This is a genomic window from Stenotrophomonas sp. GD03930 (assembly GCF_029839665.1).
Classification (GTDB): Bacteria; Pseudomonadota; Gammaproteobacteria; order Xanthomonadales; family Xanthomonadaceae; genus Stenotrophomonas; species Stenotrophomonas forensis.
On record NZ_JAOCAV010000001.1, the window covers coordinates 1649143 to 1675954 of the forward strand.

General features: G+C 67.6%; 26 protein-coding genes. 12 read left to right on the plus strand and 14 right to left on the minus strand.

Annotation, left to right across the window (positions count from 1 at the left end; translation table 11 throughout):
* The first annotated feature begins 180 nt into the window (after window positions 1–180).
* Window positions 181–1107 (plus strand): DUF808 domain-containing protein, encoded by a 927-nt coding sequence (locus N5C18_RS07360; protein ID WP_279944159.1) that lies wholly within the window; start codon window positions 181–183, stop codon window positions 1105–1107.
* A gap of 105 nt (window positions 1108–1212) precedes the next feature.
* Here the strand turns inward: N5C18_RS07360 and N5C18_RS07365 are convergent, their stop codons facing one another.
* Entirely contained in the window at window positions 1213–2751 is a 1539-nt protein-coding gene (locus tag N5C18_RS07365; protein WP_053511997.1) for a GGDEF domain-containing protein, read from the minus strand.
* Window positions 2752–2856: 105 nt separating this feature from the next.
* On the opposite strand from N5C18_RS07365, the gene N5C18_RS07370 reads away from it, so the two are divergent.
* The 3 genes from N5C18_RS07370 (at window position 2857) to N5C18_RS07380 (ending at window position 4935) form a co-directional block, all read left to right on the plus strand.
* On the plus strand, window positions 2857–3492 hold the full coding sequence (locus N5C18_RS07370; protein ID WP_164241300.1) for an NAD-dependent dehydratase: 636 nt from the start codon (window positions 2857–2859) through the stop codon (window positions 3490–3492).
* On the plus strand, window positions 3492–4199 hold the full coding sequence (locus N5C18_RS07375; RefSeq protein ID WP_053511995.1) for a YafY family protein: 708 nt from the start codon (window positions 3492–3494) through the stop codon (window positions 4197–4199). Before N5C18_RS07370 ends, N5C18_RS07375 begins: the two co-directional genes overlap by 1 nt.
* Window positions 4200–4548: 349 nt before the next feature.
* A complete protein-coding gene (locus N5C18_RS07380) occupies window positions 4549–4935 on the plus strand; it encodes a VOC family protein (protein ID WP_279944160.1) in 387 nt (128 codons plus the stop codon).
* Between the two features lie 122 nt (window positions 4936–5057).
* Here N5C18_RS07380 and N5C18_RS07385 read toward each other — a convergent pair whose 3' ends face one another.
* The 4 genes from N5C18_RS07385 to pdhA are packed head-to-tail and all read right to left on the minus strand — an operon-like array spanning window position 5058 to window position 8940.
* Window positions 5058–6446: a dihydrolipoamide acetyltransferase family protein gene (locus N5C18_RS07385; RefSeq protein ID WP_053451013.1), complete on the minus strand. Its 1389-nt coding sequence runs from the start codon at window positions 6444–6446 to the stop codon at window positions 5058–5060.
* Window positions 6443–6796 carry an SH3 domain-containing protein gene (locus N5C18_RS07390; RefSeq protein WP_279944161.1) on the minus strand — a complete coding sequence of 118 codons (354 nt, stop codon included), beginning with the start codon at window positions 6794–6796 and terminating at the stop codon, window positions 6443–6445. The genes N5C18_RS07385 and N5C18_RS07390 overlap by 4 nt, the downstream gene beginning before the upstream one ends.
* A gap of 1 nt (window position 6797) precedes the next feature.
* Window positions 6798–7865: an alpha-ketoacid dehydrogenase subunit beta gene (locus tag N5C18_RS07395; RefSeq protein WP_006474353.1), complete on the minus strand. Its 1068-nt coding sequence runs from the start codon at window positions 7863–7865 to the stop codon at window positions 6798–6800.
* Window positions 7858–8940, minus strand: a complete 1083-nt coding sequence (gene pdhA / locus N5C18_RS07400; protein ID WP_180878892.1) for a pyruvate dehydrogenase (acetyl-transferring) E1 component subunit alpha — start codon at window positions 8938–8940, stop codon at window positions 7858–7860. The genes N5C18_RS07395 and pdhA overlap by 8 nt, the downstream gene beginning before the upstream one ends.
* Window positions 8941–9275: 335 nt before the next feature.
* Here pdhA and N5C18_RS07405 point away from each other — a divergent pair, with 335 nt between their 5' ends.
* The 4 genes from N5C18_RS07405 to N5C18_RS07420 all read left to right on the plus strand — a co-directional run bounded on the left by N5C18_RS07405 (window position 9276) and on the right by N5C18_RS07420 (window position 13757).
* A complete protein-coding gene (locus N5C18_RS07405) occupies window positions 9276–10151 on the plus strand; it encodes a tryptophan 2,3-dioxygenase family protein (protein WP_008265566.1) in 876 nt (291 codons plus the stop codon).
* A gap of 180 nt (window positions 10152–10331) precedes the next feature.
* On the plus strand, window positions 10332–11831 hold the full coding sequence (locus N5C18_RS07410; protein WP_164241295.1) for a peptide MFS transporter: 1500 nt from the start codon (window positions 10332–10334) through the stop codon (window positions 11829–11831).
* A gap of 19 nt (window positions 11832–11850) precedes the next feature.
* Window positions 11851–12450, plus strand: coding sequence for a thioredoxin family protein (locus tag N5C18_RS07415; RefSeq protein ID WP_279944162.1), 600 nt, complete (start codon window positions 11851–11853; stop codon window positions 12448–12450).
* A 167-nt stretch (window positions 12451–12617) separates the two neighbouring features.
* Entirely contained in the window at window positions 12618–13757 is a 1140-nt protein-coding gene (locus N5C18_RS07420) for a hypothetical protein (RefSeq protein WP_279944163.1), read from the plus strand.
* A gap of 9 nt (window positions 13758–13766) precedes the next feature.
* Here N5C18_RS07420 and N5C18_RS07425 read toward each other — a convergent pair whose 3' ends face one another.
* Window positions 13767–14822 carry a PDDEXK nuclease domain-containing protein gene (locus N5C18_RS07425; RefSeq protein ID WP_279944164.1) on the minus strand — a complete coding sequence of 352 codons (1056 nt, stop codon included), beginning with the start codon at window positions 14820–14822 and terminating at the stop codon, window positions 13767–13769.
* Window positions 14823–15199: 377 nt separating this feature from the next.
* Window positions 15200–15691 (minus strand): MarR family winged helix-turn-helix transcriptional regulator, encoded by a 492-nt coding sequence (locus tag N5C18_RS07430; RefSeq protein ID WP_053451008.1) that lies wholly within the window; start codon window positions 15689–15691, stop codon window positions 15200–15202.
* A 129-nt stretch (window positions 15692–15820) separates the two neighbouring features.
* On the opposite strand from N5C18_RS07430, the gene hppD reads away from it, so the two are divergent.
* Both hppD and hmgA read left to right on the plus strand, forming a co-directional pair.
* Window positions 15821–16933, plus strand: a complete 1113-nt coding sequence (hppD, locus tag N5C18_RS07435; RefSeq protein WP_008264994.1) for a 4-hydroxyphenylpyruvate dioxygenase — start codon at window positions 15821–15823, stop codon at window positions 16931–16933.
* A gap of 85 nt (window positions 16934–17018) precedes the next feature.
* Window positions 17019–18326, plus strand: a complete 1308-nt coding sequence (hmgA, locus tag N5C18_RS07440) for a homogentisate 1,2-dioxygenase (protein ID WP_274511257.1) — start codon at window positions 17019–17021, stop codon at window positions 18324–18326.
* A gap of 80 nt (window positions 18327–18406) precedes the next feature.
* On the opposite strand, the gene N5C18_RS07445 is transcribed toward hmgA, so the two are convergent.
* Entirely contained in the window at window positions 18407–18967 is a 561-nt protein-coding gene (locus N5C18_RS07445; RefSeq protein ID WP_053451006.1) for a hypothetical protein, read from the minus strand.
* Between the two features lie 125 nt (window positions 18968–19092).
* Between N5C18_RS07445 and N5C18_RS07450 the strand changes: the two genes are divergently transcribed.
* Window positions 19093–19749, plus strand: coding sequence for a hypothetical protein (locus tag N5C18_RS07450; RefSeq protein ID WP_053451005.1), 657 nt, complete (start codon window positions 19093–19095; stop codon window positions 19747–19749).
* Between the two features lie 73 nt (window positions 19750–19822).
* A complete protein-coding gene (locus N5C18_RS07455; protein ID WP_279944165.1) occupies window positions 19823–20782 on the plus strand; it encodes a sodium:calcium antiporter in 960 nt (319 codons plus the stop codon).
* A 71-nt stretch (window positions 20783–20853) separates the two neighbouring features.
* Here N5C18_RS07455 and N5C18_RS07460 read toward each other — a convergent pair whose 3' ends face one another.
* Genes N5C18_RS07460 through N5C18_RS07485 form a run of 6 tightly spaced genes read right to left on the minus strand, consistent with a single transcriptional unit; the run spans window position 20854 to window position 26776 of the window.
* Window positions 20854–21243: a Na+/H+ antiporter subunit G gene (locus N5C18_RS07460; protein ID WP_279944166.1), complete on the minus strand. Its 390-nt coding sequence runs from the start codon at window positions 21241–21243 to the stop codon at window positions 20854–20856.
* Window positions 21240–21524 (minus strand): K+/H+ antiporter subunit F, encoded by a 285-nt coding sequence (locus tag N5C18_RS07465; protein WP_006399171.1) that lies wholly within the window; start codon window positions 21522–21524, stop codon window positions 21240–21242. Before N5C18_RS07465 ends, N5C18_RS07460 begins: the two co-directional genes overlap by 4 nt.
* Window positions 21521–22027 (minus strand): Na+/H+ antiporter subunit E, encoded by a 507-nt coding sequence (locus N5C18_RS07470; RefSeq protein WP_008268238.1) that lies wholly within the window; start codon window positions 22025–22027, stop codon window positions 21521–21523. The genes N5C18_RS07465 and N5C18_RS07470 overlap by 4 nt, the downstream gene beginning before the upstream one ends.
* The gene (locus tag N5C18_RS07475; protein WP_053509125.1) at window positions 22024–23559 is read right to left on the minus strand and encodes a monovalent cation/H+ antiporter subunit D; all 1536 of its coding nucleotides are present in this window, start codon (window positions 23557–23559) and stop codon (window positions 22024–22026) included. The genes N5C18_RS07470 and N5C18_RS07475 overlap by 4 nt, the downstream gene beginning before the upstream one ends.
* Window positions 23556–23948 (minus strand): Na+/H+ antiporter subunit C, encoded by a 393-nt coding sequence (locus tag N5C18_RS07480; RefSeq protein WP_180878902.1) that lies wholly within the window; start codon window positions 23946–23948, stop codon window positions 23556–23558. Before N5C18_RS07480 ends, N5C18_RS07475 begins: the two co-directional genes overlap by 4 nt.
* A complete protein-coding gene (locus N5C18_RS07485) occupies window positions 23948–26776 on the minus strand; it encodes a monovalent cation/H+ antiporter subunit A (RefSeq protein ID WP_164241293.1) in 2829 nt (942 codons plus the stop codon). The genes N5C18_RS07480 and N5C18_RS07485 overlap by 1 nt, the downstream gene beginning before the upstream one ends.
* Window positions 26777–26812: the final 36 nt, after the last annotated feature.

The following is a 26812-nucleotide window of genomic DNA, read 5'->3' on the forward strand; positions in this document are numbered from 1 at the left end:
GGTGGGCGGATTGCTCAAGCGACACTCCCATGCGACAAAGTTGGTAGTGCCGGCCGCTGGCCGGCAATGTCCAGATTCCGCAGTGTCGCCGGGGGGCGGTAGGCACGCGGTGAATCCGACCGCTTCCGCAGCGGCCCCGGTATCGGTCAGAATCCGCTCATTCCCTCACTTGGACGCCCCATGGCCGGTGCCAGCCTGTTCGCCCTGCTCGACGATATCGCCTCCCTGCTTGACGATGTCTCGGTGCTGACCAAGGTGGCGGCGAAGAAGACCGCGGGTGTGCTGGGCGACGACCTGGCGCTGAACGCGCAGCAGGTGACCGGGGTCAACGCCAACCGCGAGCTGCCGGTGGTGTGGGCGGTGGCCAAGGGCTCGCTGGTCAACAAGGTGATCCTGGTGCCGGCCGCGCTGGCGATCAGTGCACTGGAGGCGTGGCTGCACAGCCGTGGCTGGAACGTGCCGCTGATCGTGCCGTTGATGATGATCGGTGGCGCCTTCCTGTGCTTTGAAGGCGTGGAGAAACTGGCACACCGCTTCCTGCACTCATCCGATGACGACGCCGAGCGCCAGGCCGAGCGGCGCAAGGCGCTGGCCGACGCACAGGTGGACATGGTGGCGTGGGAGAAGGACAAGGTGAAGGGCGCGATCCGCACCGACTTCATCCTCTCGGCCGAGATCATCGTGTTGACCCTGGGCGTGGTGGCCACCGCGACCTTCACCAACCAGCTGCTGACGCTGGCGGTGGTCGCACTGGCAATGACGATCTTCGTCTACGGACTGGTGGCGGGCATCGTCAAGCTCGATGACGTGGGCCTGTACCTGTCGCGCAAGGGCGGCGCAATTGCGGCGTTCGGTCGCGGCCTGGTCACCTCTGCACCGTGGCTGATGAAGTTCCTGTCGGTGGCCGGCACCATCGCCATGTTCCTGGTCGGCGGCGGCATCCTGGTGCACAACGTGCCGGCACTGCATCACGCGGTGCAGGCACTTGGCGGCGAGGGCCAGTGGGGCTGGCTGGTCAGTGCGGTCGGCAACATGGTGGTCGGCATCATCGCCGGTGCCATCGTGCTGGCTGCGGTGAGCGGCTTCCAGAAGCTGCGCGGGAAATAAGCGGCGACGGATTCCCCGATAGGGGCCGACCTTGGTCGACGCTTTGTTTCCCGCACGTGCCAACCAAGGTTGGCACCCACCGAAGCGGTTCACGGGCGCCGGGCGCTATCCCGCCTGCACCCGGTTCTTGCCCTGCCGCTTGGCCGCATACAACGCATCATCGGCGCGCCGCAGCAGCGCTTCGGCGTCGTCGCCGGGCTGCCATTGGGCCAACCCCGCACTGAAATGCACCGGCACGCGCCGGTCCTGCACCGTCAGCACGCGGTGCGCCAGCGAGCGCTGCAGGCGCTGCACGGTGGCCATGCTGTCGGCGCCCTGGGTTTCCGGCAGCACCAGCACGAACTCGTCGCCGCCCAGCCGCGCGATGCCATCGGTGGCACGCAGCAGCAGCTTGCACACGGCCACCAGGTGCTGCAGCAGCGCATCGCCACCGGCATGGCCGTGCGCGTCGTTGGTCTGGTGGAAGTCGTCCAGATCGATCACTGCCACGCCCAGCGGCGAGTTGTTGCGCGCAGCACGCGCCAGCTCGCGTTGCAGCAGTTCTTCCAGGCCACGGCGGTTCAGTGCCTGGGTGAGCGGGTCGATGCGGGCCAGATCGCCGGCCGCGCGCAGTTCCTGCTCCAGCTCGGCGATGCGCTGCTCGGCACGCTCTACTTCCTGCCGCGCGTTGGCCAGGTGGTCGCGCGCCTGCGCCGCTTGCTGCTGCACCTTGCCGGTGTCGCGCATCACGTCCTGCAGCAGCTGGTTGAGGTCGGCGATGCTGCGCGCTTCGCGCAGCTGCAACGCGTAGCTGCCGATGCGATCGTGGTACTCGCCGGTGCTGGCAGCCATGCCATCCATGCGCTCGATGAACTCGCCCATCAGCCCGCGCATCGCTGCCTTTGAATCGTCGATGCCCTGGCGCAGCAGGCCCTGCTTGTAGATCACTTCGCGCAGCTCGGCGCGGGTGCGCTCGACGGCTTCGGCCTCCAGCGGCCCGTCCAGCAGCTGGCGCACCGCAGCGATCTGGCCCTGCAGCCAGCTGCGGTCGTCCAGCAGTTCGCTCACGTTCTCCAGCAGCAGCGCGAACAGCTCCAGCAGCAGCGCCTGCTGCTCCTGCCAGCTCTCGGCGCGCACGCCGACCTGGTGGCCGAGTTCGCGCACGCCCTGTTCGATCGGCTCCAGTGCGGTGCCCGGCTGCCACTGGCGCAGGCGCATGGCCAGCGCCTGCGCCTGTTCGCGCAGGTCCGGGTCGTGCTGCAGCAGCGCCACCACCGCGCCGCCCAGCAGCAGCCGCAGCTGCTCGGACAAGCGCAGGCTTTCGGGCTGCCCATCCGGTGAATGCTGCTCGATGGTGCGGATGTACTTGTCGATCAACTGCCGCATCGCGCGCCCGTAGCGCGGCCAATCGGCACTGGCCTGCGCCGATTGCAGGCGGTCGCCCATGTCACCGAGTTCGCCGGGCAGGGTGGCCATGCCGTTGGCGAACGCGGCCAGCAGCGGTTCCGGCGCATCGGCGCCGGCAAACAGCTGCTGCAGGGCCACGCCACCGCCGCCCTGCAGCACCACGCGGTCACCCAGCCCGTCATCCACCACCGCGCGCACGCGTGCCGGCGGCCCAAGGGCAGTACCGGGGGCGGGGCGGTGGTCGGGCTGGTCCGTCATGGAGCAAATCCTGGGGCTGGCAGGGACTGGTTCCAGCATATCGGCGCGGCCGCCGACGGCTTGAACGGCTAGGATGGGCGACAGGATGCCGCAGTGGAGGTAGTGATGCGCGTGATGCTGCTGGGGGCGACCGGCCTGGTCGGCGGGCTGGCCCTGCCGATGCTGCTGGACGACCCGCGCTGCCGCGCCGTGGTCGCCCCTTCCCGGCGGGCGCTGACCCTGGCCCACCCGAAGCTGTACGCCCCGCTGCTGCAGTTCGACGCCCTGCCGGAGGCGCCCGACTGGGCGCAGGTGGATGCGGTGATCTGCGCGCTGGGCAGCACGATGGCCCAGGCGGGCAGCCGTGAGGCCTTCCATCGCATCGACCATGACTACCCGCTCGCGTTTGCGCAGCTGGCACGCGGCCAGGGTGCGCGCGCCTTCGTACTGAATTCGGCAGCGGGGGCCAACGCGGGCTCCGCGATCTTCTACAACCGTGTGAAGGGGGAACTGGAGCGCGACCTGCGCGCGCTCGGGTTTGCTTCGCTCACCCTGGTGCGGCCCGGCCTGATTGGCGGGCAGCGGCAGCAGGTGCGCCGTGGCGAGCGCTTCGCCCTGCGGGTGCTGGGCGTGTTGGGGCCGGTGTTGCCGCGGGCGTGGCGGATCAATCCGGCCGAACGGATTGCCAGGGCGCTGGTGGATGCCGCCCTGGCGCCGCCGCCGGGCGAGCATGTGGTGGCATCCAGCGCACTGGTCGGCTGATGTCGCGTGCGCTGCGCCTGACCCAGCTGTTGCAGCTGCTGCGCCGCCATCGGCGGCCGGTGGCCGGGCAGACGTTGGCCGACGCGCTGGGCATCAGCCTGCGCACGCTGTACCGCGATATCGAGACCCTGCGCGAGCAGGGTGCCGACCTGCGCGGGGAAGCCGGCATCGGCTACCAGCTGGCGCCGAGCGATACCCTGCCGCCGATGACCCTGCCACCGGCCGAGATCGACGCGCTGGTGCTGGGCCTGCGCTGGGTCGCGGCCCGTACCGAACCCGCGTTGGCCGAGGCTGCACGCGATGCCCTGGTGCGTATCGCCCATGTGTTGCCCGCAGCACGGCGCGAGGCATTGCGTGACAGTGGCCTGCGCGTTGGCCCTTCGCGAACGACGGCCAAGGTGCCCGCCGCGCGCCTGCAGGCCGTGCGCGAGGCGGTCAGTGCGCAGCAGCGCCTCAGGTTCGGTTATGAGGATGCGCATGGCCAGCGCAGCGAACGCATCGTCTGGCCGTTCGCGCTGGCTTACTTCGATGAAGTGCCGATGCTGGCGGCCTGGTGCGAGAGCCGCGAGGACTTCCGCCATTTCCGCCTGGACCGCATCCGCCAGGTGCGCGCGCTGGAGGACCGCTACCTCGTGCCGCGCGCCACCCTGCTGCGGCGCTGGCAGAAGGCGCAGGGCATCACCCCGGACTGGCTGGACCGCTCGTAGCGTCGAGCTTGCTCGACTGCTTCTGTGCTTCGCTTCCAGCTTCGGGGGGAGGGCGGCCTTCGCTCTTCGCTCTTGGTAGAGGTCGAGCTTGCTCGACCGCCCTTGATCTTCGCGAACAGCCGTCGAGCAAGCTCGACATCTACCAGAGCAACGGCAACAGCAGTCTTTCGCGCTTCGTTTCCTGCTCTCTGGGGGGAGGGCGGCCTTCGCTCTTTGCTCCCGGTAGAGGTCGAGCTTGCTCGACCGCCTTTGATCTTCGCGAACGGCCGTCGAACAAGCTCGACGCTACTGACAGAATCTGTCAGCAGGCCGGTACCAACATGAAGCCTCCCAACAACGGAGCTTCCCCATGTTCACGCCCAGCACCCTGCTGCAGTACGTGCGCGACGTCGCCGCCAGCGCCAGTTTCTACAGCGGAATTCTCGGCAAACCGCCGGTCGAGCAGTCGCCCGGTTTCGCCCTGTTCCTGCTCGGCGATGGCACCGCACTCGGCCTGTGGCAGCGCGATGACGTGCAGCCCCCCGTGTCTGCGCAGGCCGGTGCCGCCGAACTGGCGATGGTGGTGGCCAACCCGGAAGCCGTGCAGCAGATGCACGATGCATGGCGCGCGCTCGACGTGCAGATCCTGCAGGCGCCGGTGACATTGGAATTCGGCCACACCTTCGTCGGCGCCGACCCCGATGGCCACCGCCTGCGTGTCTACAGCCGCGCCGAGGGGTTGGTCGCGCGCGATTGATCGCCCGCATTGTGTAGATCCACGCCATGCGTGGATGGGGCACAAAAAAACGCCGGGCAGTGCCCGGCGTTTTTCCAGATCGTGTGCCAACCAAGGTTGGCACCCACCGGTCAGGTGGCCGATCAGCTGGCCAGTGCCAGGTCGTCCATCATCGCGCGCAGGAAGCGGGCCGCTTCACCACCGGTGGCCGCGCGGTGGTCGAAGGTCACCGACAGCGGGATCACCTTGTGCGCTTCCACGCCGCCCATCACCGGAGTCATCTGGTGGCGGGCACGGCCGGCACCGACGATGGCCACGCACGGCGGCACCACGACCGGGGTCGCGTAGCGGCCGGCGAACATGCCGAAGTTGGACAGCGAGATGGTGTAGCCGCTCAGTTCCGAGGCGGCGATCGAACGCGATTCCACCTGCTCGCGCAGGCGGTTGACGCCTTCGCGGATGCCGCGTGCATCGAGCATGTCGGCATTGCGCAGCGCCGGCACGAACAGGCCGTCGTCGGTGTCCACGGCAATGCCGATGTCCACCTGCGCGTGCAGGGTGCGGGTCAGCGCTTCACCGTCGAACCAGGCGTTCATCGCCGGCACCTTCTGCGCGGCCACCACGATCGAGCGCACCAGGCGCGCGGTGACGTCGTTGCCCGGCAGCCAGGCGTGGATGTCCGCGTCGTCGTTCAGCGTGGTCGGCACGACCTTGCTGTGCGCATCGGCCATCACGCGGGCCATGTTGCGGCGCACGCCCTTCAGCGGTTCGGGCTGGCCCTTGGCGACCACGCCCGGCGGCTGGGTGCGCATCGGCTTGCCGGCGGCGGACAGCGGGGTGCGCGCTTCGCTCTGCACCGGGGCCGACACCTGCGCCGGGGCCGGCGCGGCATAGGCAGCCGCGGCAACCGGTGCCGGCGCGGCGCCGAGTTTGGCACTGCCATTGGCGGCGGCCTGCTTGACGTCGGCCATGGTCACCGCGCCATCGGCGCCGGTGGCACGCACGCGGGACAGGTCCACGCCCAGCTTGCGCGCGGTGGCACGCACGGCCGGAACGGCCTTGACGCCACCGACGGCCAGCGCCTGCTCGGCGTGCACGGCGTTGGAGCTCTGCATCGCACCGACCACGGTACCGGCGTCATCACGCTCGGCGGCGGCGGGCTTGGCGGCTTCGGTGGCCACCGGTGCGGCAGCGGCCGGCAGCGGCGGCGGCGTCGGTGCGGCGGCAGGCGCGGCGTGGCCGTGGCTGTGGCCGGTGTCCTGGCCATCGGCACGCTGCGGCAGGTTCGGGTCCAGCTCGAAGCTGGCCAGCACCGAACCGGTCGGGATGATGTCGCCGGCGGCGCCGGACAGCTTCAGCACCTTGCCGGAGAACGGCGAGGGCACTTCGACGACGGCCTTGGCGGTCTCCATCGAGACCAGCGGCTCGTCCAGCTTGATCACATCGCCTTCCTTGACGAACCACTCGACGATGGTGGCGTCCGGCAGGCCTTCGCCCAGGTCGGGCAGGTTGAAGTTCTTGGTCTGGCTCATGTGCAGTTCTCTTCCAGCAGTTCCAGTTCGCGGGCCGGCAGCCAGCCCGTCGCGCCATTGGCGCGCTCGGACCACCACCACCCACCGTGTTCGTGATGAAGCTTCACCATCTCGCCGCTTTCCACATCCAGCTCGCGGGCGTCGTAGTCGCACAGCGCTTCGGCGCGACCCTCGTCCAGCAGCTGCAGCCACGCGACGGGCGCCCATCCAGCGCGCCCATCGTTGGTGCGTACCCAGGCAAACGCCGGCCATTCCTCGTCACGAACGCCTACTTCGACGATCTGGCCGGTGCGGAACCGGAGCGGGTTGGGATACTGGCTGCGGTAAGCCCCCAGAAGGCGGGCCCGCATGTCAGCCGGCCGCCACCGCGCGCTTGGCCGCAGCCACGATCCGCTCAACGCTCGGCAGGTACTTCATTTCCAGGCGGAACAGCGGAATGTGGGTGTCGTAGCCAGTGACGCGCTCGACCGGAGCCAGCAGGTCGTAGATCGATTCCTCGGCCAGGCGCGCGGCGATCTCGGCGCCGAAGCCTGCGGTCTTCGGGGCCTCCTGCACGATCACGCAGCGGCCGGTCTTGGCCACCGACTCGGCAATGGTGGCGAAGTCCAGCGGACGCAGCGTGGCCACGTCGATCACTTCGGCGCTGATGCCTTCGCCGGCCAGCTTGTCGGCCGCTTCCAGCGCTTCCTTCACCTGCGCGCCCCAGGTCACCAGGGTCACGTCGGTGCCGTCGCGCAGCACGAAGCAGACGTCCAGCGGCAAGGCTTCGCCGTCGTTGACGACCACTTCCTTGTACTGGCGGTAGATGCGCTTGGGTTCCATGTAGATCACCGGATCCGGTTCGCGGATCGCGGCCAGCAGCAGGCCGTAGGCACGCTGCGGCGACGACGGCAGCACCACGCGCAGGCCCGGCACGTTGGTGAAGATCGCCTCGTTGGCTTCGCTGTGGTGTTCCGGTGCGCGGATACCACCGCCCCACGGCACGCGCAGCACCATCGGGCAGTGCAGGCGGCCACGGGTGCGATAGCGCAGGCGGGCGGCGTGGCAGACGATATGGTCGACCATCGGGTACATGAACCCGTCGAACTGGGCTTCGGCCACCGGCTTCATGCCCTGTGCGGCCAGGCCGATGGTCAGGCCGGCGATTGTGGTTTCATCCAGCGGGGTGTCGAGGATGCGCTCGGAGCCGAAGCGCTGCTGCAGGCCGGCGGTGGCACGGAACACGCCGCCGTTGACGCCCACGTCCTCGCCCAGCACCAGCACCGACGGGTCGTGCTCAAGCTCCCAGGCCAGTGCCTGGGTGATGGCTTCGATCAGGGTGATGGGGGTGGTGGTCATGCTCTGTTCTCCGCGCGCGACGGCGGCGCTGTCGGCGGCGTTGGTGTGCGCGCCGGGCGCGCCGTTCTTGATCTCATCCATGGCGCTGCTCCAGGGCGATCGCCTGGGCACGCTGGGCCAGCAGGTCCTGCGGCGGATCGGCGTAGAGGAAATCGAACATCGCCTCGACCGGCTGCACCGGCGTATTGAGGTACAGGTTCACTTCCTCGTCCACGCGCGTGCCGCACTCGGCGACCCAAGCGGCTTCTTCTTCCTCGCTCCAGACGCCGGCGTTGATCAGGTACTTGCGCAGGCGCAGCATCGGCTCGCGCTGCCAGGCATCCTTCACCTCGGCATCGTCGCGGTAGCGGCGCGCGTCATCGGCGGTGGTGTGGTCGGACAGGCGATAGGTCATCAGTTCCAGCACGGTGCCACCGTCGCCGGCCAGCGCACGTTCGCGCGCCTGCTCCATGGCCGCCAGCACTGCAATCAAGTCGTTGCCGTCCACCTGCAGGCAATGCAGGCCGCCGGCCAGGCCCTTCTGCGCCAGCGTCTCGGCACCGGTCTGGGCCGAACGCGGAACCGAGATGGCCCAGCCGTTGTTGACGATGCACAGGATCAGCGGCAGCTTGTAGGCGCCGGCCGAATTCAGTGCCGCGTAGAAGTCGGTCTTGGAACTGCCGCCGTCGCCGCACACGGCCACCGCGATCTGCGGTTCCTTGTTGAGCTTGAACTTCAGCGCGGCACCCGCAGCGTGCAGGCACTGGGTGGAGATCGGCACGCAGAACGGGAAGTCCTTGGCCGCGTTGCCGCCGTAGTCGTTGCCGCGCTCGTCGCCGCCCCAGTACATCAGCACGTCGTGCGGACGCACGCCACGCATGAACATCGCGCCATACTCGCGGTACGAAGGCGCGAACACGTCGTCCTTCTGCATCGCGGCACCGATGCCCACGTGCGCGGCTTCATGGCCCAGGCAGGCGGCGTAGGTGCCGAGCTTGCCGGTGCGCTGCAGCGCGATGGATTTGCTGTCGAACGTACGTACGAACAGCATCTGCTTGAACAGCGGTACCAGGACCTTGGGGTCGCGCAGCGACGCGGGCAGGTCATCGCGGACGAGCTTGCCGTCCGCGTCCAGGTACTGCAGGTATTCGATCTTGAATTCAGCGGCAACCGTCATTGCGTACTGCACCTTCGACAGAGAAGTTACAAATGATATGAATCGCCATGTTAAGGAACGCGTACGGAATAGCCTTCCTGCGCCGCAACACGGCGATGCCCTGTTTTACCCCTGCCGGCGGGTGGGGGGCCAATAACAACAACGTATTCAGTCGTTGCTGCAAAGCATCAGAATACGCCTCTGGCTGACTGGCTGCGCAACGGCCTGATCGGTTCCACGCGCAGCCCCGGCATCGGCCGATGCTCCACGGCCAACCGCACGGCCCGGTATGGACCCGGCGGCTGCCAGCGCGGCGGCAACGCGCTACCCTTGCCGCCCCCGATCTGGTCCCGCCCATGTCCGTCGACAACAACCAACGCGATCTCGAAGCCGGCATCCACACCGATCTGCAGGGGCGCCTGACCTATGGCGGCTACCTGCGGCTGGACCAGCTGCTCAGCGCGCAGCAGCCGCTGTCCAGCCCGCCGCACCACGACGAGATGCTCTTCATCATCCAGCACCAGACCTCGGAGCTGTGGCTGAAGCTGCTCGGCCACGAGCTGCGCGCGGCGATCGGCTTCCTGCAGCGCGATGAAGTCTGGCAGTGCCGCAAGGTGCTGGCGCGCAGCAAGCAGGTGCTGCGCCAGCTTACCGAGCAGTGGTCGGTGCTGGAAACGCTGACCCCGTCCGAGTACATGGGTTTCCGCGACGTGCTGGGCCCGTCCTCGGGCTTCCAGTCGCTGCAGTATCGCTACATCGAGTTCCTGCTGGGCAACAAGAACGCGCAGATGCTGCAGGTGTTCGAGCACGACCCGGCCGGGCAGGCGCAGCTGCGCACCGTGCTGGAGGCGCCGAGCCTGTACGAGGAATTCCTGAAGTACCTGGCCCGCTTCGGGCATGCCGTGCCGGCGGTGTACGAAACCCACGACTGGACCCAGCCGCACGTGGCCGACGACGCACTGCAGCCGGTGTTCGAGCGCATCTACCAGGACACCGACCGCTACTGGCGCGAGTACTCGCTGTGCGAGGACCTGGTGGACCTGGAGACCGCCTTCCAGCTGTGGCGATTCCGTCACATGCGTACGGTGATGCGGGTGATCGGCTTCAAGCGCGGCACCGGCGGCTCGTCCGGGGTGGGCTTCCTGGCCAAGGCGCTGGAGCTGACCTTCTTCCCCGAGTTGTTCCAGGTACGCACCAGCCTGCAGGCGGCGCCCCCGGCCGCATTGGGCTGATCCCCATTCAGCTTGAATCCCGGCCGGCGGCTGGATCGTTTCAGATGCAAGTTCAGCGAGCAGGCGGTGACCTGCCTCAAACGGCGTGTATTTGACGTGAACGCCAGAAGTCGGTGATCCTCGCGCGTTGCTCCACTGCACATCGGACGTGCTCGTCATCCACCGAACCAGGAAACCCGCATGAGCGTAAACGCCACTGCGAACACCCCAGAGCCGGCCCTGCCGGACTTCAAGACCACGCTGGGCCATCCGCGCCCGCTGTGGATGCTGTTCATGACCGAGTTCTGGGAACGCTTTGCGTTCTACGGCATCCGCTGGGCCTTGGTGCTGTACATCGTCTCCCAGTTCTACAACGGCAACGCTGCCGGTGAAGGCGACGCCAGCCGCATCTACGGTGCCTACCTGGCCCTGGTGTACGCCGCGGCGATCTTCGGTGGCTACGTGGCCGACCGGGTACTGGGCTACCAGCGCTCGATCCTGACCGGCGCGATCATCATGGCCGCCGGCCTGTTCATGATCTCGCTGCCGCAGGAGCACATCTTCAAGCTCGGCCTGGCCACCATCATCGTTGGCAACGGCCTGTTCAAGCCGAACATCTCGACCATGGTCGGCAAGCTGTATGGCCTGAAGGACGAGCGTCGCGATTCGGGCTTCACCATCTTCTACATGGGTATCAACATCGGCGCGATGATCGCCCCGGTGCTGACCGAGTACCTGGCCCGCAAGGTCTTCGGTACCTCGGAAATGCCGTCGTACAAGGTCGTGTTCATCGCCTCGGGCGTGGGCATGCTGATCTCGCTGGTGTGGTTCTACATCGGCCGCGCCGGCCTGAAGGGCATCGGTGCACCGCCGGCCGGCGCTGAAGGTTTCGGCCGCATCATCATGGTGCTGGTCGGTGCCGTGGTCGCGATCCCGGTGGCCTACTTCCTGCTGGCCACCGGCGCCACCGCGCTGGCCTGGATCCTGGGCGCGATGTTCACCGCGCTGGCCGTGCTGCTGCTGGTTGAGGGCATCCGCGAGGGCAAGGTGCAGCGCGACCGCGTGATCGCCATGCTGATCATCTTCGCCTTCAACGTGATGTTCTGGATGTTCTTCGAACAGGCCGGCAGCTCGTTCACCTTCCTGGCCGAGAACATCGTCAACCGCCAGATGGGTGACTGGACCTTCCCGACGGCCTGGTTCCAGTCGGTCAACTCGGTGGCCATCATCACCCTGGCGCCGATCATCGCCTGGATCTGGGTGGCCCTGGGTCGCGCCAATCCGTCGATTCCGCGCAAGTTCGGCCTCGGCCTGCTGTTCAATGGCGCCGCCTTCGCCCTGCTGATGTATGCGCTGTCGCAGATGGTCGTGGACGGCAAGATCCCGTTCTGGACCCTGTTCATGGTCTACGTCATCCAGTCCGTGGGTGAGCTGTGCCTGTCGCCGATCGGCCTGTCGATGGTGACCAAGCTGGCTCCGGTGCGCCTGGTCGGCTTCGGCATGGGTGGCTGGTTCCTGTCCACCGGCATCGGCAACAACCTGTCGGGCATCTTCGCCGGTGTGGTCAGTGGTGAAGGCGGCATGACGGTCGAGTCGGCCCTGAAGGGGTATACCTTCGGGTTCTGGGCCCTGATCGGCTCCGGCGTGGTGCTGTTCCTGATCGCGCCGCTGATCAACAAGCTGATGCACGGCGTCAAGTGATGAAGAGAGGGTAGCTGGCATGCGTATGAAGCTCGGTGGTGCAGTGGTGGTGGTCTGTGCGGCGCTGATCGGCGCCTGTTCCCAACCGCAACCGCCTGCCGCCGCCGAGCCGACGCAGCCGCTGGATACCCGGCCCACCGAGCCACCGGTCGCTGACCCCAGCGAACCGGTGGCCTCGGGCAACACCCCGGTGGCGGCGGACATCGCCGCCATCGCCGGGCTCGGCGCGCAGTTCGACCCGGCCCGAGACCCCGCCGACGATCTGGCCACCGCCAAGGTGGAAGCCCAGCGCGGCAAGAAGCGCATCCTGCTCGAGGTCGGCAACGCGGCCTGCGATCGCTGCCAGGCGCTGGACGAGCTGGTGGAAGGCAACGGCGACCTGCGCCGCTTCCGCGACGCCCACTACGTGTGGGTGAAGGTCAACGCCAGCGACGAACAGCCCAACACTGCCTTCCTCGCCCAGTTCCCGGAAATGGAGCGCGACTACCCGCACCTGCTGGTGCTGGACGCCGACGGCAGCCTGCTGGTGTCGCAGGCCACCGGCGAGCTGCGCCGGGGCGAAGCGTTCCAGCCTGTGCGTGTGAGCGCCTTCCTCAAGCAATGGGTCTCTGACCGGTAGTGCCGGCCGCTGGCCGGCAAACGCGGTGGGTGCCGGCCTTGAAGGCGTGGACCTACTGTGGGTGCGGTCACATTCCCTGAATCGCTGACTCAATTTCACGGCGTGGCCGCCGTTACCGGCAAGGACTTCAGTCGACGCTCCGTCGACGCAACCTACCGGAACGCCCCATGCACAGCGACCACGCCGAACGATTGCCCGAAGCTGCCAGCGAACTGGCCGACGCTGGGGCAGGCGACGGCGTGACCCTGCCGCCGCAGGAGGCTTTGCTGGATGACGCCGGCATCGGCGAAGACACCGTCGAACTGGCACCCCCGCGCCACCGCCTGCCGCAGATCGCGCTGCCCGACAACGTGGTGCTCAAGGGCGCGGTGCAGAAGCTGGTCGAACAGAAATCGCGACTCGACGCGCTGGCTGCCGAGGGCCAGCTGGCCGGGTTGCTGCCGCCGGAATGGCAGGGCCATGGCGTGCGCGCGATCGAAGTGTCCACCTTCATCCAGGGCGTGCTGCCGTTCCTGCAGCCGGGCGAGCGGGGCGAGACCGCCCCGGCGCGGCTGCCGGTGCGCCACGTGCTGGGCGATGACAGCCGCTGGGGGCTGGATGATGTGTCCGAACCGAAGTCACTGGCCTGGTACCTGGCCAGTGACGAGCGCGCCACCGCCGGCAGCAAGGACGTGGCCGAGGCCTACCTGGTGGGAGCGCTGGGCCTGGCGTGGATGCAGGAAGGGCGCAGCCGCCCCGGCTTCCTGCGTGCGATGGGCCAGGACAGCCTGGCGGCGCGGGTGACCATGCTGGGCTACCCGCCGGCCAACGAGCTGGCGCTGTACAGCGTCACGGCGCACGGCCAGCCGCAGATCTGGTGCGTGCATGGCCGACGCCGCATGCGCCCGCTGGTGGCGCCGTGGCTGAGCGTGCCGCTGCTGACCGCCTACGGCGTGCCGGCACCGGTCGCGTGGCCGACCAGCTTCCCGCCGGTGGAGGCGGTTGCCGAACTGCTGGCCACCGCCCGGCTCGGCCGCGCGCTGCCCGAAGTGGATCTGGGCAAGGTGGTGGCGAAGATCGCCGAAGACGCCGCATCCGAAGCCTGGCAGCCGGTCAGCCTGCTGCAGCTCAACACCTGGTCGCCGCGCTGGCACTTCTTCCTGGGTACCTTCGTCGGCTTGCCGTCACTGCTGCTGGTGGCCGCGGCGCTGGCACTGCCGGGGGCGGTAGAAGCGGCCACCGTCGCCGCCTCGCTCGGCTTCGCCGGCGGCGCCATCGCGGCGTTGGCAGTGCCGTGGATACACGCGCGGCGCAAGCACCTGAGCTGAGGCATGCGTCTACCGGGGGCTTGGGGGCGCGGTCTGAAGCTGTTGCCGGGCCCGCTCCATGGCGGTCTGCAATCTTTGCTTGAGGACCTCACGAGAGGGCAGAGTGGTCAGGTATTCCGCAACATGGATGCCCGAGCGGTCCAGCTCCAGCAATTCGATCTGGCCGGCTTTCTTCCCTGTGCAGAGGATGATGCCCAACGGCTCCTGCTCGCCGTCCTCACGTTCGTAGCGGTCCAGCCATCGAAGATAGAGTTCCATCTGCCCCTTGTAGGCGGGCTTGAACTCGCCGATCTTCAGTTCGATGGCGATCAGCCTGCGTAGGCGCCGGTTGTAGAACAGAAGGTCCAGGTGGAAGTCATCGCCGTCGATCTGGATGCGTTTCTGGCGGGCGACGAAACTGAAGCCCGTGCCAAGTTCGAGCAGGAAACCCTGCATCTCGCGAAGGATCGCGCTTTCAAGGTCCTGCTCGTCCCAGCTGTCCTTCAGACCAAGAAAATCCAGTACGTAGGGATCACGCAGTACCAGCCCCGGAGACAGCGGCTGGTTGCTGCGCAGTGCCGCCAACTCATCGGCGATGGTCTGCTCGGGTTGGCTGGATAGCGCTGTGCGCTCATACAGCATCGAATCGATGCGCTGGCGCAACGTGCGTACACTCCAGCCCTCGGTGGCGGCCATCTGCGCATAGAAGTCACGCTTGAGCGGATCCGCCAGTGGGATCAGCGCGATGAAGTGGGTCCAGCTCAATTGTCGTATCAGCGATACGACAATCTGCTCGTCTGCAAATGCGGTTGAGAACTGCACCATCCTGCGCAGGCTCTTCTCACCGAAGGATGTGCCGAATTCGGCAGACAGCGCCTTGGCGATCCGGATGAAGGCAAGCTCTCCGTAGCGCGCGCGTTGCCCAGCCATCTGGTCCACATGGATGCGACGCCCGATTCGCCAGTACAACAGAGTGAGCTCGGCGTTGATGGTCCTGTGCATACTGCTGCGCGCCGTGCAGATCAGCTCTCTGAGATCAGCCAGCAATTCCTGGCCATGCGGCAGCGTTGAACACGTGTCATCCATGAGGGAGCCCGTGCGATGTGGATCCGTGGCCGGGCTGATACCCGTTGAACGCCTACCGTCAGGCCGCACACACAGACAGTCCAATAGGAGAACTCACTGGATCAGCCGGTTTCGATACACCAGCCTCGCGGAAACGGGCCGTATCGGGCCAATGCGGAAATGCTGGCGGGCGAGGGCGACACTTCAGGACGGGATCTGCGGGAAGTGAATACGTTCGACGGCCTCGTTCGCAGTCGGCCCACCGCCCGCTAGAGAGTGGGTCCCGTCAGATCAAAGGGGGAGGACGACAATCGCCCAGCCACTGTTCTGCTACCGGTCAGGGCCGGCACCCGTGACTTGGGGCCCAAAACGACTTGATCCCCTCCGCCCCTTTTTGCTCACACCCCTTCGCCCATCCGCTCCAGGCCGTCGCCGGCCAGGCGCAGGATCAGCTTCTCCAGCACCTGCTCTTCCTCGTCGCTCAGTACCGACATCAGCTTGCGGGTGATCTCGATCACCATCGGCGCAATGGTTTCGTACACCTCGAAGCCGGCCGCCGACAGTGCCAGCACCGAGCGACGACGATCATCGCCATGGGTCTCGCGCTTGATGAAGCCACGCTCCAGCAGGCGGGCCACGGCGCGGCTGACTGCCACCTTGTCCATCGCCGTGCGGTCAGAGACCTCGCTGGCCGACGAGCCCGGGTACAGCGCCAGGATGGTGATGACCCGCCACTCGGGAATCGCCAGGCCGTAACGATCGCCGTATAGCTTGGCGATGTTGCCACTGACCCGGTTGGACAGCACGCTCAGCCGGTAGGGCAGGAACTGTTCCAGGTCGAGCAGGACGTGCGAGGCACGCAGGCGGGTCGAGGCGGGTTCGGGGCTCATGTTGCGGTGCACCTTGCTGGTGGTTTCAAGTGTAACTATAAGGGGTAGGTCCAGACCCTGCATTCTCGCCGGGTCCCTACCTGCCCGCACCTGGTTTGTACCGATGCGGTACCGATTCGGAGCCACGCCATGAATACCGCAGTCCCGACCGCCTCGCACCCCAACCCCGGCATGCAGGTCACCACCTTCGAGAACCCGATGGGCATCGACGGCTTCGAGTTCGTCGAATTCGCCGCCCCGGCCGGCCGTGGCCAGGAGCTGCACGAGTACTTCCGGAAGATGGGCTTCAGCGCGGTGCTCAAGCACAAGCAGCGTCCGATTACCGTCTATCGCCAGGGCGACGTCAACTTCCTGGTCAATGAAGACCCCGATTCGTTCGCTGCCGACTTCGCCGAAAAGCATGGTCCGTGCGCCTGCGGCTTCGCCATCCGCTTCAAGAAGCCGGGCCAGGAGGTCTACCAGACCGCGTTGGGCAACGGCGCCGAAGCCATCGCCTTCAAGCCGGACAGCAAGGCCGTCAACGCGCCGGTCATCAAGGGCATCGGCGACTGTATGCTGTACCTGGTCGACCGCTATGGCAGCGCCGGCAGCATCTTCGACGGCGACTACGAGCAGATCGCCGGCACCGACCTGCACCCGGTCGGCTTCGGCCTGACCTTCATCGACCACCTGACCCACAACCTGTACTTCGGCAACATGCAGCAGTGGTCGGACTACTACGAGCGCCTGTTCAACTTCCGCGAGATCCGCTACTTCGACATCAAGGGCCTGAAGACCGGCCTGGTGTCCAAGGCGATGACCGCGCCGGACGGCATCGTGCGCATCCCGCTGAACGAATCGTCCGACCCGAAGAGCCAGATCAATGAATACCTGGACGCGTACAAGGGCGAGGGCATCCAGCACATCGCCTGCTTCACCGAGAACATCTACGAAACCGTCGAAGCGATGCGCGCGCAGGGCGTGGACTTCCTCGACACGCCGGAGACCTACTTCGACGTGATCGACCAGCGCGTGCCGAACCACGGTGAAGACGTCGCGCGCCTGGCGAAGAACAAGATCCTGATCGACGCCGATCCGGAAACCCACCAGCGCAAGCTGCTGCAGATCTTCACCCAGAACTGCATCGGCCCGATCTTCTTCGAGATCATCCAGCGCAAGGGCAACGAAGGCTTCGGCGAAGGCAACTTCACCGCGCTGTTCGAGAGCATCGAGCGCGACCAGATCCGCCGCGGCGTGCTGTAAGGTCTGCAGGCAATGTCGGCCTCCCGCCGGCATTGCCTGTCCACATGGTAGTGCCGGCCGCTGGCCGGCAATCTCTGGAGTTTCCATGTCCACCGCCCTCACCGCCCGCGGCTACCAGTCCGGTTTCGGCAACGAATTCGCCACCGAGGCCGTGGCCGGTGCACTGCCGGTCGGGCAGAACTCGCCGCAGAAGGTGGCCCACGGCCTGTACGCCGAACAGCTGACCGGCACCGCGTTTACCGCGCCGCGCGGCAGCAATCGCCGCAGCTGGCTGTACCGGATACGCCCGGCGGTCACCCACGGCGAGTTCACCCCGTTCGCGCAGTCGCAGCTGCAGTGTGATTTCGGCGCACAGCCGGCCTCGCCGAACCAGCTGCGCTGGAGCCCGCTGCCGTTGCCGGAGCTGCCGACCGACTTCGTCGAAGGCCTGTACACCATGGGTGGCAACGGTTCGCCCGATGCGCACGCGGGTGTGGGCATCCATCTGTACGCGGCCAACCGCGACATGGTCGGCCGCTATTTCTACGACGCCGATGGCGAGCTGCTGATCGTGCCCCAGCTGGGCGCGCTGCGCCTGCTGACCGAGATGGGCGTGATCGAGATCGAGCCGCAGCAGATCGCGGTGATCCCGCGTGGCGTGCGCTTCCGGGTGGAACTGCCCGACGGCCCGAGCCGCGGCTACATCTGCGAGAACTACGGCGCGCTGCTGAAGCTGCCCGACCTCGGCCCGATCGGCTCCAACGGCCTGGCCAACCCACGCGACTTCGAGACCCCGCATGCGGCATTCGAGGACGTGGACGGTGACTTCGAGCTGATCGCCAAGTTCGAAGGCCGCCTGTGGCGCGCACCGATCGACCATTCGCCGCTGGACGTGGTGGCCTGGCACGGCAACTACGCGCCGTACCGCTACGATCTGCGCCGCTTCAACACCATCGGCTCGATCAGTTACGACCACCCGGACCCGTCGATCTTCCTGGTGCTGCATTCGCCCAGCGACACACCGGGCACCAGCAACATGGACTTCGCGATCTTCCCGCCGCGCTGGCTGGTGGCACAGAACACGTTCCGCCCGCCGTGGTTCCACCGCAACATCGCCAGCGAGTTCATGGGCCTGGTGCATGGTGCCTACGACGCCAAGGCCGAAGGCTTCGTGCCGGGCGGGGCGTCGCTGCACAACTGCATGAGCGGCCACGGCCCGGATGCACCGACCTTCGACAAGGCCTCCAATGCCGATCTGTCGAAGGCGGACGTGATCAAGGACACCATGGCCTTCATGTTCGAGACCCGCGCGGTGATCCGGCCGACCGCGCAGGCGCTGGCCGCCGGCCATCGCCAGGGCGATTACCAGCAGTGCTGGAACGGCCTGCGCAACAATTTCCGGCCGTCCCGCTAGCTTGGTGGGTGCCGACCTTGGTCGGCATGGATCCTGACCGCATCCACGCCATGCGTGGATGATTCCCGCCGGAACTGCGCTTACGCGGCTTCGGCGAAGGCGTCGCAATGCTCCAGCGGCAGTGCCTCCAGCAGGCGCTGCCGCACGCGCTGGCAATAGCCGTCCGAGGTCAGGCCGGGCAGCATCTGCATCGCCGACTGCAGCCGCTGCAGCACTTCGTCTTCCGCACGCGCCTGCTGCAGGTCGCGGAACAGCGCCGCCGCCTGCGGGTGGCGCTGCATTTCCAGGATGCCCAGTACATAGATGCGCGCGGCCACCAGCGAGCGGCGGCGTTCGACCGGCGCGGTGGGCGCTGGTGCGGGCGCCCTGGCCGTGACGGGCGTCGGGGCCGGTGGCGCAGCGGGTCGTGCGGCCGGTGCGGCGGGCGCCGGCAGCGGTGCTGTGGTCGGCCCGGTGTCCAGGTAACCGCTCTGCACCAGCTGGATCACCATGGCGGGCGCTTCCTGGCCGAGCAGGTCGGTCAGCTCGGCGACAGTGCGCTGGCCGTCGCACAGGATCAGCAGCCGGCGCTGGCGCATGTCCAGCGGCGCGCGGTGGGCCTGCAGCGCGGTTCGGGCGAGATCGGTCTTGCGCGGTTGCATGGAAGGGACTGGCGAGTCGGTGCAGGCCGAGCCTGAACGAAGGCGATGAAACCGCGATGACAATGCAGCGCCTGCACGCGCATTGCGCTAGCGTGCAGCCACCTTCGTGCCAGGGAACCGCACTGATGAAGCACCTTCCGATTGCTGGTCTGATGCTCCTTTCGCTTACCGCCTGCAACGGTGGCTCCGACAAACAGGGCGCCGCGGGCAGCGGCAGTGACACGCCGGCGGAAACCGCTTCGGCAACCGGGCCGGCACAGTCGGCGGATCCGGATCTGGCCGCCCGCCCCGCCAATGACCTCCGGGCTGACAGCCCAGCGCGCCTGGACGGCTTCGCAGGCGCCAAGCTGGGCGCCAGCATCGCCGAGGTCCGCACGGGATTTGGAACGCCGCTGCAGGGGCTCGGCACCGATGCGGCCGGCAAGCCGCTGCCGGCCGACGACAGCAACGATGGCTGCTACTTCCTGCGTCCGCAGGACGCCGAGGATCCGCGCCTGATGATCGAAGGCCGCAAGCTGGTGCGCTATGACGTGCGCAGCGCCGCGATCATCGCACCGGGCGGCGGCAAGGTCGGCATGACCCTGGGCGAGCTGCAGGTGCTGTACCCCGAGCGCGCCGATGTCGGCCCTGACAAGTACGACGAGAAGGCCCAGCACCTGCGTGTGCGCCCGGCGCAGGAAGGCGATGCGGTGATCGACTTCGCGCTGGGTGCCGACGGCAAGGTCGGCGCATGGCGGGTCGGCAAGACTCCGCAGGTCGATTACGTGGAAGGCTGTGGCTGATCCTTGATCCACGGCCCAGCCACGCGCGCGGGGCCAGCGTAGAATCGCGCCACGACCGCTGGGGGAGTGCTCGATGATCGCCATTGCCATTGCCTGGTTCCTGCTCGGCCTGCTGCTGCTGGCGCTGGGCGGGGACTCCATCGTCAAGGCCGTGTCCGGCCTGGCCCAGCGCTTCGGCGCCAGCCCGTTCACCGCCGGCCTGCTGCTGCTTGGGGTGACCACCTCGTTGCCGGAACTGGCGGTCAACGTGCGGGCGTTGGCGGTCGGCCAACCCGAGTTGGCATTGGGTAATGCGGTGGGCAGCAGCATCGCCAACCTGGGCTTGACCCTGGCCCTGGCGGCGATCGCCGCACCGTTGCTGCTGCGCGCGCGCCTGCAGACGGTGCTGTGGTGGTCGCTGCTGGCGGCCGCTGCGCTGCTGATCCTGTTCGGCCTCGACGGCCGGCTGGTGCGCTGGGAAGGCGGCGTGCTGGTCGCCGGCTTCATCGTCATGCAGGTCGTGCTGCTGCGCCGTGGCCGCCGCGAGAGCGCCGAGGTGCAGGTGGCCATCGCCGAGTCCGCGCTGAGCCGCACCAGCCTGCCGTTGAACGTCCTGCGCGTGCTGATTGCCGCATTGACCCTCTACTGGGGCGCACGCCTGGTGGTCGGTGCGGCGGCTGATTTCGGAACCGCGCTGGGCTGGACGCCGTTGCTGGTCGGCCTGCTGCCGGTGGCCATCGGAACCGCGCTTCCGGAGGTGGCTGCCGCCATCGCCGCCGCGCGTCGCGGTCATGGCGACATGGTGCTGGGGCATGTGCTGGGGTCCAGCGCGGTCAACCTGCTGCTGGTGATCGGCGCGATGGCCATGCTGCAGCCGCTGGCGCTGCCGGCCTCGTTCGTGCGCCTGGAACTGCCGGCGCTGCTGGCGTTCGCCCTGGTGCTGTACCCGATGCTGCGTGGTGACCTGAAGATCAACCGCGGCGAAGGCGCGATCCTGCTGGTCGCGTTCGTGGGCTGGCTGGTGCTGGAAGTGCTGCTGGTGGGCGCACCCTGAGGTAGTGCCGGCCGCTGGCCGGCAACCTCGTTGCCTTACGGAACTTTGCGGTTGCCGGCCAGCGGCCGGCACTACCGGTTCTGCGTGGTCTCTTCTTCCCGCACCGGTTCCGGCGGCGGCAGCTGCTCCTCGGCGGCCGGTTCGTTGCCCGGCAGGCTGGGTCGCTTTTCCATCAGCAGTGAGAGCGCGGCCTTGGCCATCATGTGTGCGCTGATCGGCGCGGTGATGAACAGGAACACGGTGATCAGCAGCTCACGCGGCTGCGGGTCCTGGCCGAGGAAGATGTGGTAGCACACCGAACACACCAGCACGCAGCCCACGCCCAGCGTGCTGGCCTTGGTGGGAGCGTGCAGGCGCTTGAAGAACGTGGACAGCTTCACCAGGCCCAATGCCCCGACCAGGATGAAGAAGCAGCCGAACAGCAGCAGGATCGACAGGCCGATCTGGATCACAGTGATCATTCGACGATGTCCCGGCGCAGCACGAACTTGCTCAGCACCACTGTGCTGCCGAAGCCGAGCATGGCGATGACCAGCGCGGCTTCGAAGTAGATCGCGGAGTTCAGGTACATGCCGAACAGCATCAGCTCGGCGATGGCGGTCACCGACAGCGTGTCCAGCGCCAGGATGCGGTCGGGCACGGTCGGGCCGCGCAGCAGGCGCCAGGTGGCCAGCAGCATGGCCAGGCCGACCACGTGCATGCACACCACCAGCGTGGTCTGGATGATCTGGAATCCAGTCATGGGAAGATCTCCATCAACGGGGCTTCGTAACGTCGCTTGATCGTATCGATCAGGTCCTGCGGATCCTCCAGGTGCAGCACATGCACCATCAGGAACCTGCGGTCGTCGCTGAGCACGGCCGAGACCGTGCCCGGGGTCAGCGTGATCATGCTGGTCAGTGCGGCGATACCGTGGATGTTGGCGATGTCCAGCGGCAGCCAGATGAAGCCCGGGCGGATGTTCTTCTCCGGGCCCAGCACCTGGATGGCCACGCGGATGTTGGACATCAGGATGTCCCACAGGGTCACGCACAGCAGTTTCGGCAGCGGTCGCAACGTGCCGATGCGGGCGAACTCGCGGTCCAGGCGTGCGGCGAACAGGGGCACCACCACGCCCAGCACCAGCCCCAGTACGATCTGGCCGAGGGTGAAGCTGTCGGACATCAGCAGCCAGAACGCCACCACCATGATGCTGAGCATCGGCGAGGGAATGATACGGCGGAACAGGGAGCGCTGGGCGGTCATGGCTGGCGGATCTCCGGCGTGGTCGCACGCAGCTGCTGCACGTACTCGCTGGGGTGCAGCAGCTGTGCGGCAGTGGCGTCGGTGTAGCGCATCAGCGGTGCAGCGGCCAGGGTCATGCCGATGCCGTAGGCCAGCAGGATGCAGGCGGCATACAGCTCGACCCGGCGCAGGCGTGCCTTGCGTGGCGGCGGCGCTTGCGGATCGACCGGCGGCACGCGCCAGAACAGGCGGATGCCGCCGCGGGTCAGGCCCATGATCACCAGCAGGCTGCTGACCAGCACCGCCGTCCACACCGGGCCGGTGTACTGCGCCGGCATGCCGGCCAGCAGCGCGGCCTTGGCCAGGAAGCCGGACAGTGGCGGCAGGCCGGCCACCGACACCGCGCCAATCAGGAACAGCACCGCCGGCGTTTCCTTGCCCGGCATCGGTGCGACCACTTCCTTGCGGTCGCTGGCGCCACCGCGGCGGCGGCGGATCAGGTCGGCAATCAGGAACAGCGCGGCGGCCACGAAGCTGCTGTGCGGCAGGTAGTACAGGCCAGCGGAGAGCACCTGTGGCGTACCCACGGCGAAGGCGATGAACAGCGTGGCCGCCGAGACGATCACCAGGTACGAGATCAGCACGCGCAGGCGGGTCGCGGCCAATGCACCGAGGCCTCCGAGCACCAGCGTCGCCACGCCGGCCCACAGCAGCCAGTCGCGGCCGTAGCCGGCCATCGCACCGGCGTCGTCGCCGAACCACAGCATCTGGATGCGCAGCACCGCGTACAGGCCGACCTTGGTCATGATCGCGAACAGCGCGGCCACCGCCGCTGGTGCACGCGAATAGGCTTCCGGCAGCCACAGATAGAGCGGCATCAGCGCGGCCTTGGCGCAGAACACCAGCAGCAACAGGCCCATCGTCGCCTTGACCAGGGTCAGCTGGGCTGGCGGCACCTCGGCGATGCGCTGCGACAGCTCGGCCATGTTCAGCGAGCCCAGCGAGGCATACAGCAGGCCCAGCGCGATCAGGAACAGGGTCGAGGCGGTGACGTTGAACACCACGTAGTGCAGGCCGATGCGCATGCGCAGGCCGCGGCCGCCGCTGAGCAGCAGGCCATAGGAGGCGATCAGCATCACCTCGAAGAACACGAACAGGTTGAAGATGTCGCCGGTCAGGAAGGCGCCGTTGAGGCCGACCAGCTGGAACTGGAACAGCGCATGGAAGTGCGGCGCGCGGCGGTCCCAGCCCGAGCAGGCATGCAGCAGGCAGGGGATGGCCAGCAGCAGGGTGGTCAACAGCATCCACGCCGACAGCCGGTCGGCCACCAGCGCGATGCCCAGCCGCGACGGCCAGTCGCCCAGCAGGTAGACGTTGATCTCACCGCTGGCGGTGGTGGCGAACAGCAGCCCCACCGCCAGGGCCAGCGCCGACAGCGAGGTCCAGGCCACCGCGCGCTGCACCCTGGGGCCATAGCGGCGGTGTTCGACGAACAGCGACAACGCAGCACCCAACAGCGGAATCAGGATCGGCAGGATCACCAGATGGTTCATGCGCGGTCCTCACCCTGGCGCGGCGGCATGCTCTCGTCCTGCAGGTCGTCATCCGGCTCGTGGGCGTCCACGTGGTCGCTGTGGTTGTCGCTGCGGCTGCGCATGGCCAGCACGATGCTCACCGCGGTCATCGCAAACGCGATGACGATGGCAGTGAGCACCAGTGCCTGCGGCAGCGGGTCGGTGTAGTTGCCGAGGTGGCTGTCCACGCCCTCCTGCAGTACCGGCGCCTTGCCCAGCACCACGCGGCCACCGGCGAAGATCAGCAGGTTGGTCGCGTAGGACAGGAAGGTCATGCCGAGAATCACATCGAAGCTGCGCGCACGCAGCAGCAGGTAGATGCCGATCGCGGTCAGCACGCCGATCGCGGTAGCCAGGGCCAGTTCCATCAGTGCATCTCCCCGGTGCGTGCCGAACGGCGTTGCAGGTCGATCTCGCCCTTGCGGGCGGTACGGGTGCGCGACGGCTTGATCGTGCCCATCATCGACAGCATCAGCATGGCGCCGCCGAACACCACCAGATAGACGCCGATGTCGAAGCCGATCGCGCTGGCCAGCGGCACGTCGCCGATCAGCGGCAGGTGCAGATCGAGGTGGCCGCTGGTCAGGAACGGCACGCCGAACAGCATCGAGGCACTGCCGCTGAGCAGGGCGATCAGCAGGCCCATGCCGATGCAGCGGATGTAGTCGAAGCCAAAGCGCGATTCCACCGACGCGGTGCCCTGGATCACGTACTGGATCAGCAGCGGCACCGCCAGCACCAGGCCGGCAATGAAGCCACCGCCCGGCGCGTTGTGGCCGCGCAGGAACAGGAAGATCGACACGGTCAGGGTCAGCGGGAACATGATCTGGGCCAGGTCGGCCGGCACCGGCAGCTTGATCGGCGGGCCGGGCATGATCTGCTCCGGTGCCATCCGCGTGCGCCGCAGCAGCGCATGCACCACCAGCGCTGCGATGCCGAACACGGTGATCTCGCCGAAGGTATCGAAGCCGCGGAAGTCGACCAGGATCACGTTGACCACGTTCTGCCCATACGCCTCGGGCAGCGCCCGGCCCAGCAGTTCGCCGGCCATGGTGTTGGGCGGCAGGGTCATCGCCGAATAGGCCAGCGCGCCGAGGCCGCCACCGGCGAGGATCGCGATCACCGCATCGCGGCGCTTGCGCCAGCGCGGCCGCTCCGGCCCGGATTGCGCGGGCAGGTAGTTCATGCCCAGCAGCATCAGCACCAGGGTGACCATCTCCACCAGCAGCTGGGTCAGGGCCAGGTCGGGCGCGGACAGGAACACGAAGGTCAGCGCCACCATCAGGCCGACGCCGCCGACCAGCAGCACCGCCAGCAGGCGCTGCTTGTAGACGCGCAGGGTGGCCACTGCACAGGCCATCATCACCAGCCACAGCGCCCAGCCCAGCAGCGGGATCGGCTGCGGTGCGGTCCAGTTCGGCGAGGCCGGATTGGCCACGAACGGCGCCGCAGCGACCACGATCGCCACCAGCACCAGGCCCAGCAGCATGCGCTGCAGGCTGCCGTTGGCGATGCCGTTGGTCAGGCGCATGGCCAGCGCGGACACCGCATCCAGCTGTGCATGGAACACGTTGCGACCGGTGCTGACGTTGGTCACGCCGTGCAGGTTGATCAGCTTGCGCAGCCCGAAGTAAAGCGCCACGCCACCGACCACGCCGATCGCGCTCATCGCCAGCGGCAGGTTGAAGCCGTGCCACACGGCCAGGCTGTACTCGGGCATGGCCGGGCCGAGGATCGACGCGGCGGCGGCATGCAGCACCGGTGCCACGGTCAGCGCCGGGGCCACGCCTACCGCGATGCAGATCACCACCAGCAGTTCCACCGGCACCTTCATCCAGCGCGGCGGCTCGTGCGGCACGCGGTCCAGGTCGTGCGGGCCGGGGCCGAAGAAGGTGTCGTGCACGAAGCGCAGGCTGTAGGCCACGCCGAACACGCCGGCCAGCAGCGCGGCGATCGACACCGCCGTACGCATGATGCCCGGGCCACCCGCGGTGATCGCTTCGGCGAACAGCATTTCCTTGGACAGGAAGCCGTTGAGCAGCGGAATGCCGGCCATCGCCAGCGAGGCGATGATCGCCAGCGCACTGGTGAACGGCATCAGCCTGCGCAGTCCGCCCAGCTTGCGCATGTCACGGGTGCCGGTCTCGTGGTCGATGATGCCGGCGGCCATGAACAGCGAGGCCTTGAAGGTGGCGTGGTTGAGGATGTGGAACACGCCGGCGACCACCGCCATCGGCGTGGACAGGCCGAACAGCAGGGTGATCAGGCCCAGGTGCGAGATCGTCGAATAGGCCAGCAGGCCCTTCAGGTCGTGCTGGAAGATCGCGTTCCAGGCGCCGATCAGCAGGGTCAGTGCGCCGATGCCGCTGACCGTGTAGAAGAACAGGTCGCTGCCGGCCAGCGCCGGGTGCAGGCGCGCCAGCAGGAACACGCCGGCCTTCACCATGGTGGCCGAGTGCAGGTAGGCCGAGACCGGGGTCGGTGCCGCCATCGCGTGCGGCAGCCAGAAGTGGAACGGGAACTGCGCACTCTTGGTGAAGATGCCGGCCAGCACCAGGAACAGCGCGTACGGGTACAGCGCGCTGGCGCGGATCTGCTCGCCGGCAGCCAGTACCACGTCCAGGTCGAAGCTGCCGACGATGCGGCCGATCAGCAGCACGCCACCGAGCAGGGCCAGGCCACCGCCGCCGGTGATCACCAGCGCCATGCGCGCGCCCTCGCGGGCGTCCTGGCGGTGCGACCAGAAGCCGATCAGCAGGAACGAGCTGATGCTGGTCATTTCCCAGAAGATCATCAGCAACAGCAGGTTGCCCGACAGCACCATGCCCAGCATGGCGCCCATGAACAGCAGCAGGTAGCAGTAGAAGCGGTGCGCGCTGTCCTGCTGGCTCAGGTAGTAGCGCGCATACAGCACCACCAGCGCGCCGATGCCCAGCACCAGCCCGGCGAACATCCAGGCCAGCCCGTCCAGGCGCAGGGTGAAGTCCAGGCCGATCTGCGGCAGCCAGGGCACCATCGTGCGCACCACCTGGCCATCGAGCACGGACGGGGTCAGCCAGCCGAGGATGGCCAGCCCGCCCAACGGCGCCAGCGCCGCCAGCCAGGCAGCAGTCGAGCGCGAACTACGGGGGAAGGCCGCAACGGCCGCTGCCATCAGGAAGGGCAGGGCCAGCAGCAGGGGCAGGCTGGGGAGCATGCAGGGAATCCATGATTCACGAGCAGGTCAGGGAGG

Excerpts from the sequence above, each read along its gene's own strand:
- N5C18_RS07410 (WP_164241295.1), top strand. The coding sequence starts at position 10,332 with ATGAGCGTAAACGCCACTGCGAACACCCCAGAGCCGGCCCTGCCGGAC.
- N5C18_RS07480 (WP_180878902.1), bottom strand. The coding sequence starts at position 23,948 with ATGGAACTGGCCCTGGCTACCGCGATCGGCGTGCTGACCGCGATCGGC.
- pdhA (WP_180878892.1), bottom strand. The coding sequence starts at position 8,940 with ATGACGGTTGCCGCTGAATTCAAGATCGAATACCTGCAGTACCTGGAC.
- N5C18_RS07380 (WP_279944160.1), top strand. The coding sequence starts at position 4,549 with ATGTTCACGCCCAGCACCCTGCTGCAGTACGTGCGCGACGTCGCCGCC.
- N5C18_RS07415 (WP_279944162.1), top strand. The coding sequence starts at position 11,851 with ATGCGTATGAAGCTCGGTGGTGCAGTGGTGGTGGTCTGTGCGGCGCTG.
- N5C18_RS07455 (WP_279944165.1), top strand. The coding sequence starts at position 19,823 with ATGATCGCCATTGCCATTGCCTGGTTCCTGCTCGGCCTGCTGCTGCTG.
- N5C18_RS07485 (WP_164241293.1), bottom strand. The coding sequence starts at position 26,776 with ATGCTCCCCAGCCTGCCCCTGCTGCTGGCCCTGCCCTTCCTGATGGCA.
- N5C18_RS07385 (WP_053451013.1), bottom strand. The coding sequence starts at position 6,446 with ATGAGCCAGACCAAGAACTTCAACCTGCCCGACCTGGGCGAAGGCCTG.
- N5C18_RS07445 (WP_053451006.1), bottom strand. The coding sequence starts at position 18,967 with ATGCAACCGCGCAAGACCGATCTCGCCCGAACCGCGCTGCAGGCCCAC.
- N5C18_RS07430 (WP_053451008.1), bottom strand. The coding sequence starts at position 15,691 with ATGAGCCCCGAACCCGCCTCGACCCGCCTGCGTGCCTCGCACGTCCTG.
- N5C18_RS07465 (WP_006399171.1), bottom strand. The coding sequence starts at position 21,524 with ATGACTGGATTCCAGATCATCCAGACCACGCTGGTGGTGTGCATGCAC.
- N5C18_RS07375 (WP_053511995.1), top strand. The coding sequence starts at position 3,492 with ATGTCGCGTGCGCTGCGCCTGACCCAGCTGTTGCAGCTGCTGCGCCGC.
- N5C18_RS07390 (WP_279944161.1), bottom strand. The coding sequence starts at position 6,796 with ATGCGGGCCCGCCTTCTGGGGGCTTACCGCAGCCAGTATCCCAACCCG.
- N5C18_RS07470 (WP_008268238.1), bottom strand. The coding sequence starts at position 22,027 with ATGACCGCCCAGCGCTCCCTGTTCCGCCGTATCATTCCCTCGCCGATG.
- hppD (WP_008264994.1), top strand. The coding sequence starts at position 15,821 with ATGAATACCGCAGTCCCGACCGCCTCGCACCCCAACCCCGGCATGCAG.
- N5C18_RS07460 (WP_279944166.1), bottom strand. The coding sequence starts at position 21,243 with ATGATCACTGTGATCCAGATCGGCCTGTCGATCCTGCTGCTGTTCGGC.
- N5C18_RS07425 (WP_279944164.1), bottom strand. The coding sequence starts at position 14,822 with ATGGATGACACGTGTTCAACGCTGCCGCATGGCCAGGAATTGCTGGCT.
- hmgA (WP_274511257.1), top strand. The coding sequence starts at position 17,019 with ATGTCCACCGCCCTCACCGCCCGCGGCTACCAGTCCGGTTTCGGCAAC.
- N5C18_RS07360 (WP_279944159.1), top strand. The coding sequence starts at position 181 with ATGGCCGGTGCCAGCCTGTTCGCCCTGCTCGACGATATCGCCTCCCTG.
- N5C18_RS07420 (WP_279944163.1), top strand. The coding sequence starts at position 12,618 with ATGCACAGCGACCACGCCGAACGATTGCCCGAAGCTGCCAGCGAACTG.
- N5C18_RS07475 (WP_053509125.1), bottom strand. The coding sequence starts at position 23,559 with ATGAACCATCTGGTGATCCTGCCGATCCTGATTCCGCTGTTGGGTGCT.
- N5C18_RS07365 (WP_053511997.1), bottom strand. The coding sequence starts at position 2,751 with ATGACGGACCAGCCCGACCACCGCCCCGCCCCCGGTACTGCCCTTGGG.
- N5C18_RS07395 (WP_006474353.1), bottom strand. The coding sequence starts at position 7,865 with ATGGATGAGATCAAGAACGGCGCGCCCGGCGCGCACACCAACGCCGCC.
- N5C18_RS07405 (WP_008265566.1), top strand. The coding sequence starts at position 9,276 with ATGTCCGTCGACAACAACCAACGCGATCTCGAAGCCGGCATCCACACC.
- N5C18_RS07450 (WP_053451005.1), top strand. The coding sequence starts at position 19,093 with ATGAAGCACCTTCCGATTGCTGGTCTGATGCTCCTTTCGCTTACCGCC.
- N5C18_RS07370 (WP_164241300.1), top strand. The coding sequence starts at position 2,857 with ATGCGCGTGATGCTGCTGGGGGCGACCGGCCTGGTCGGCGGGCTGGCC.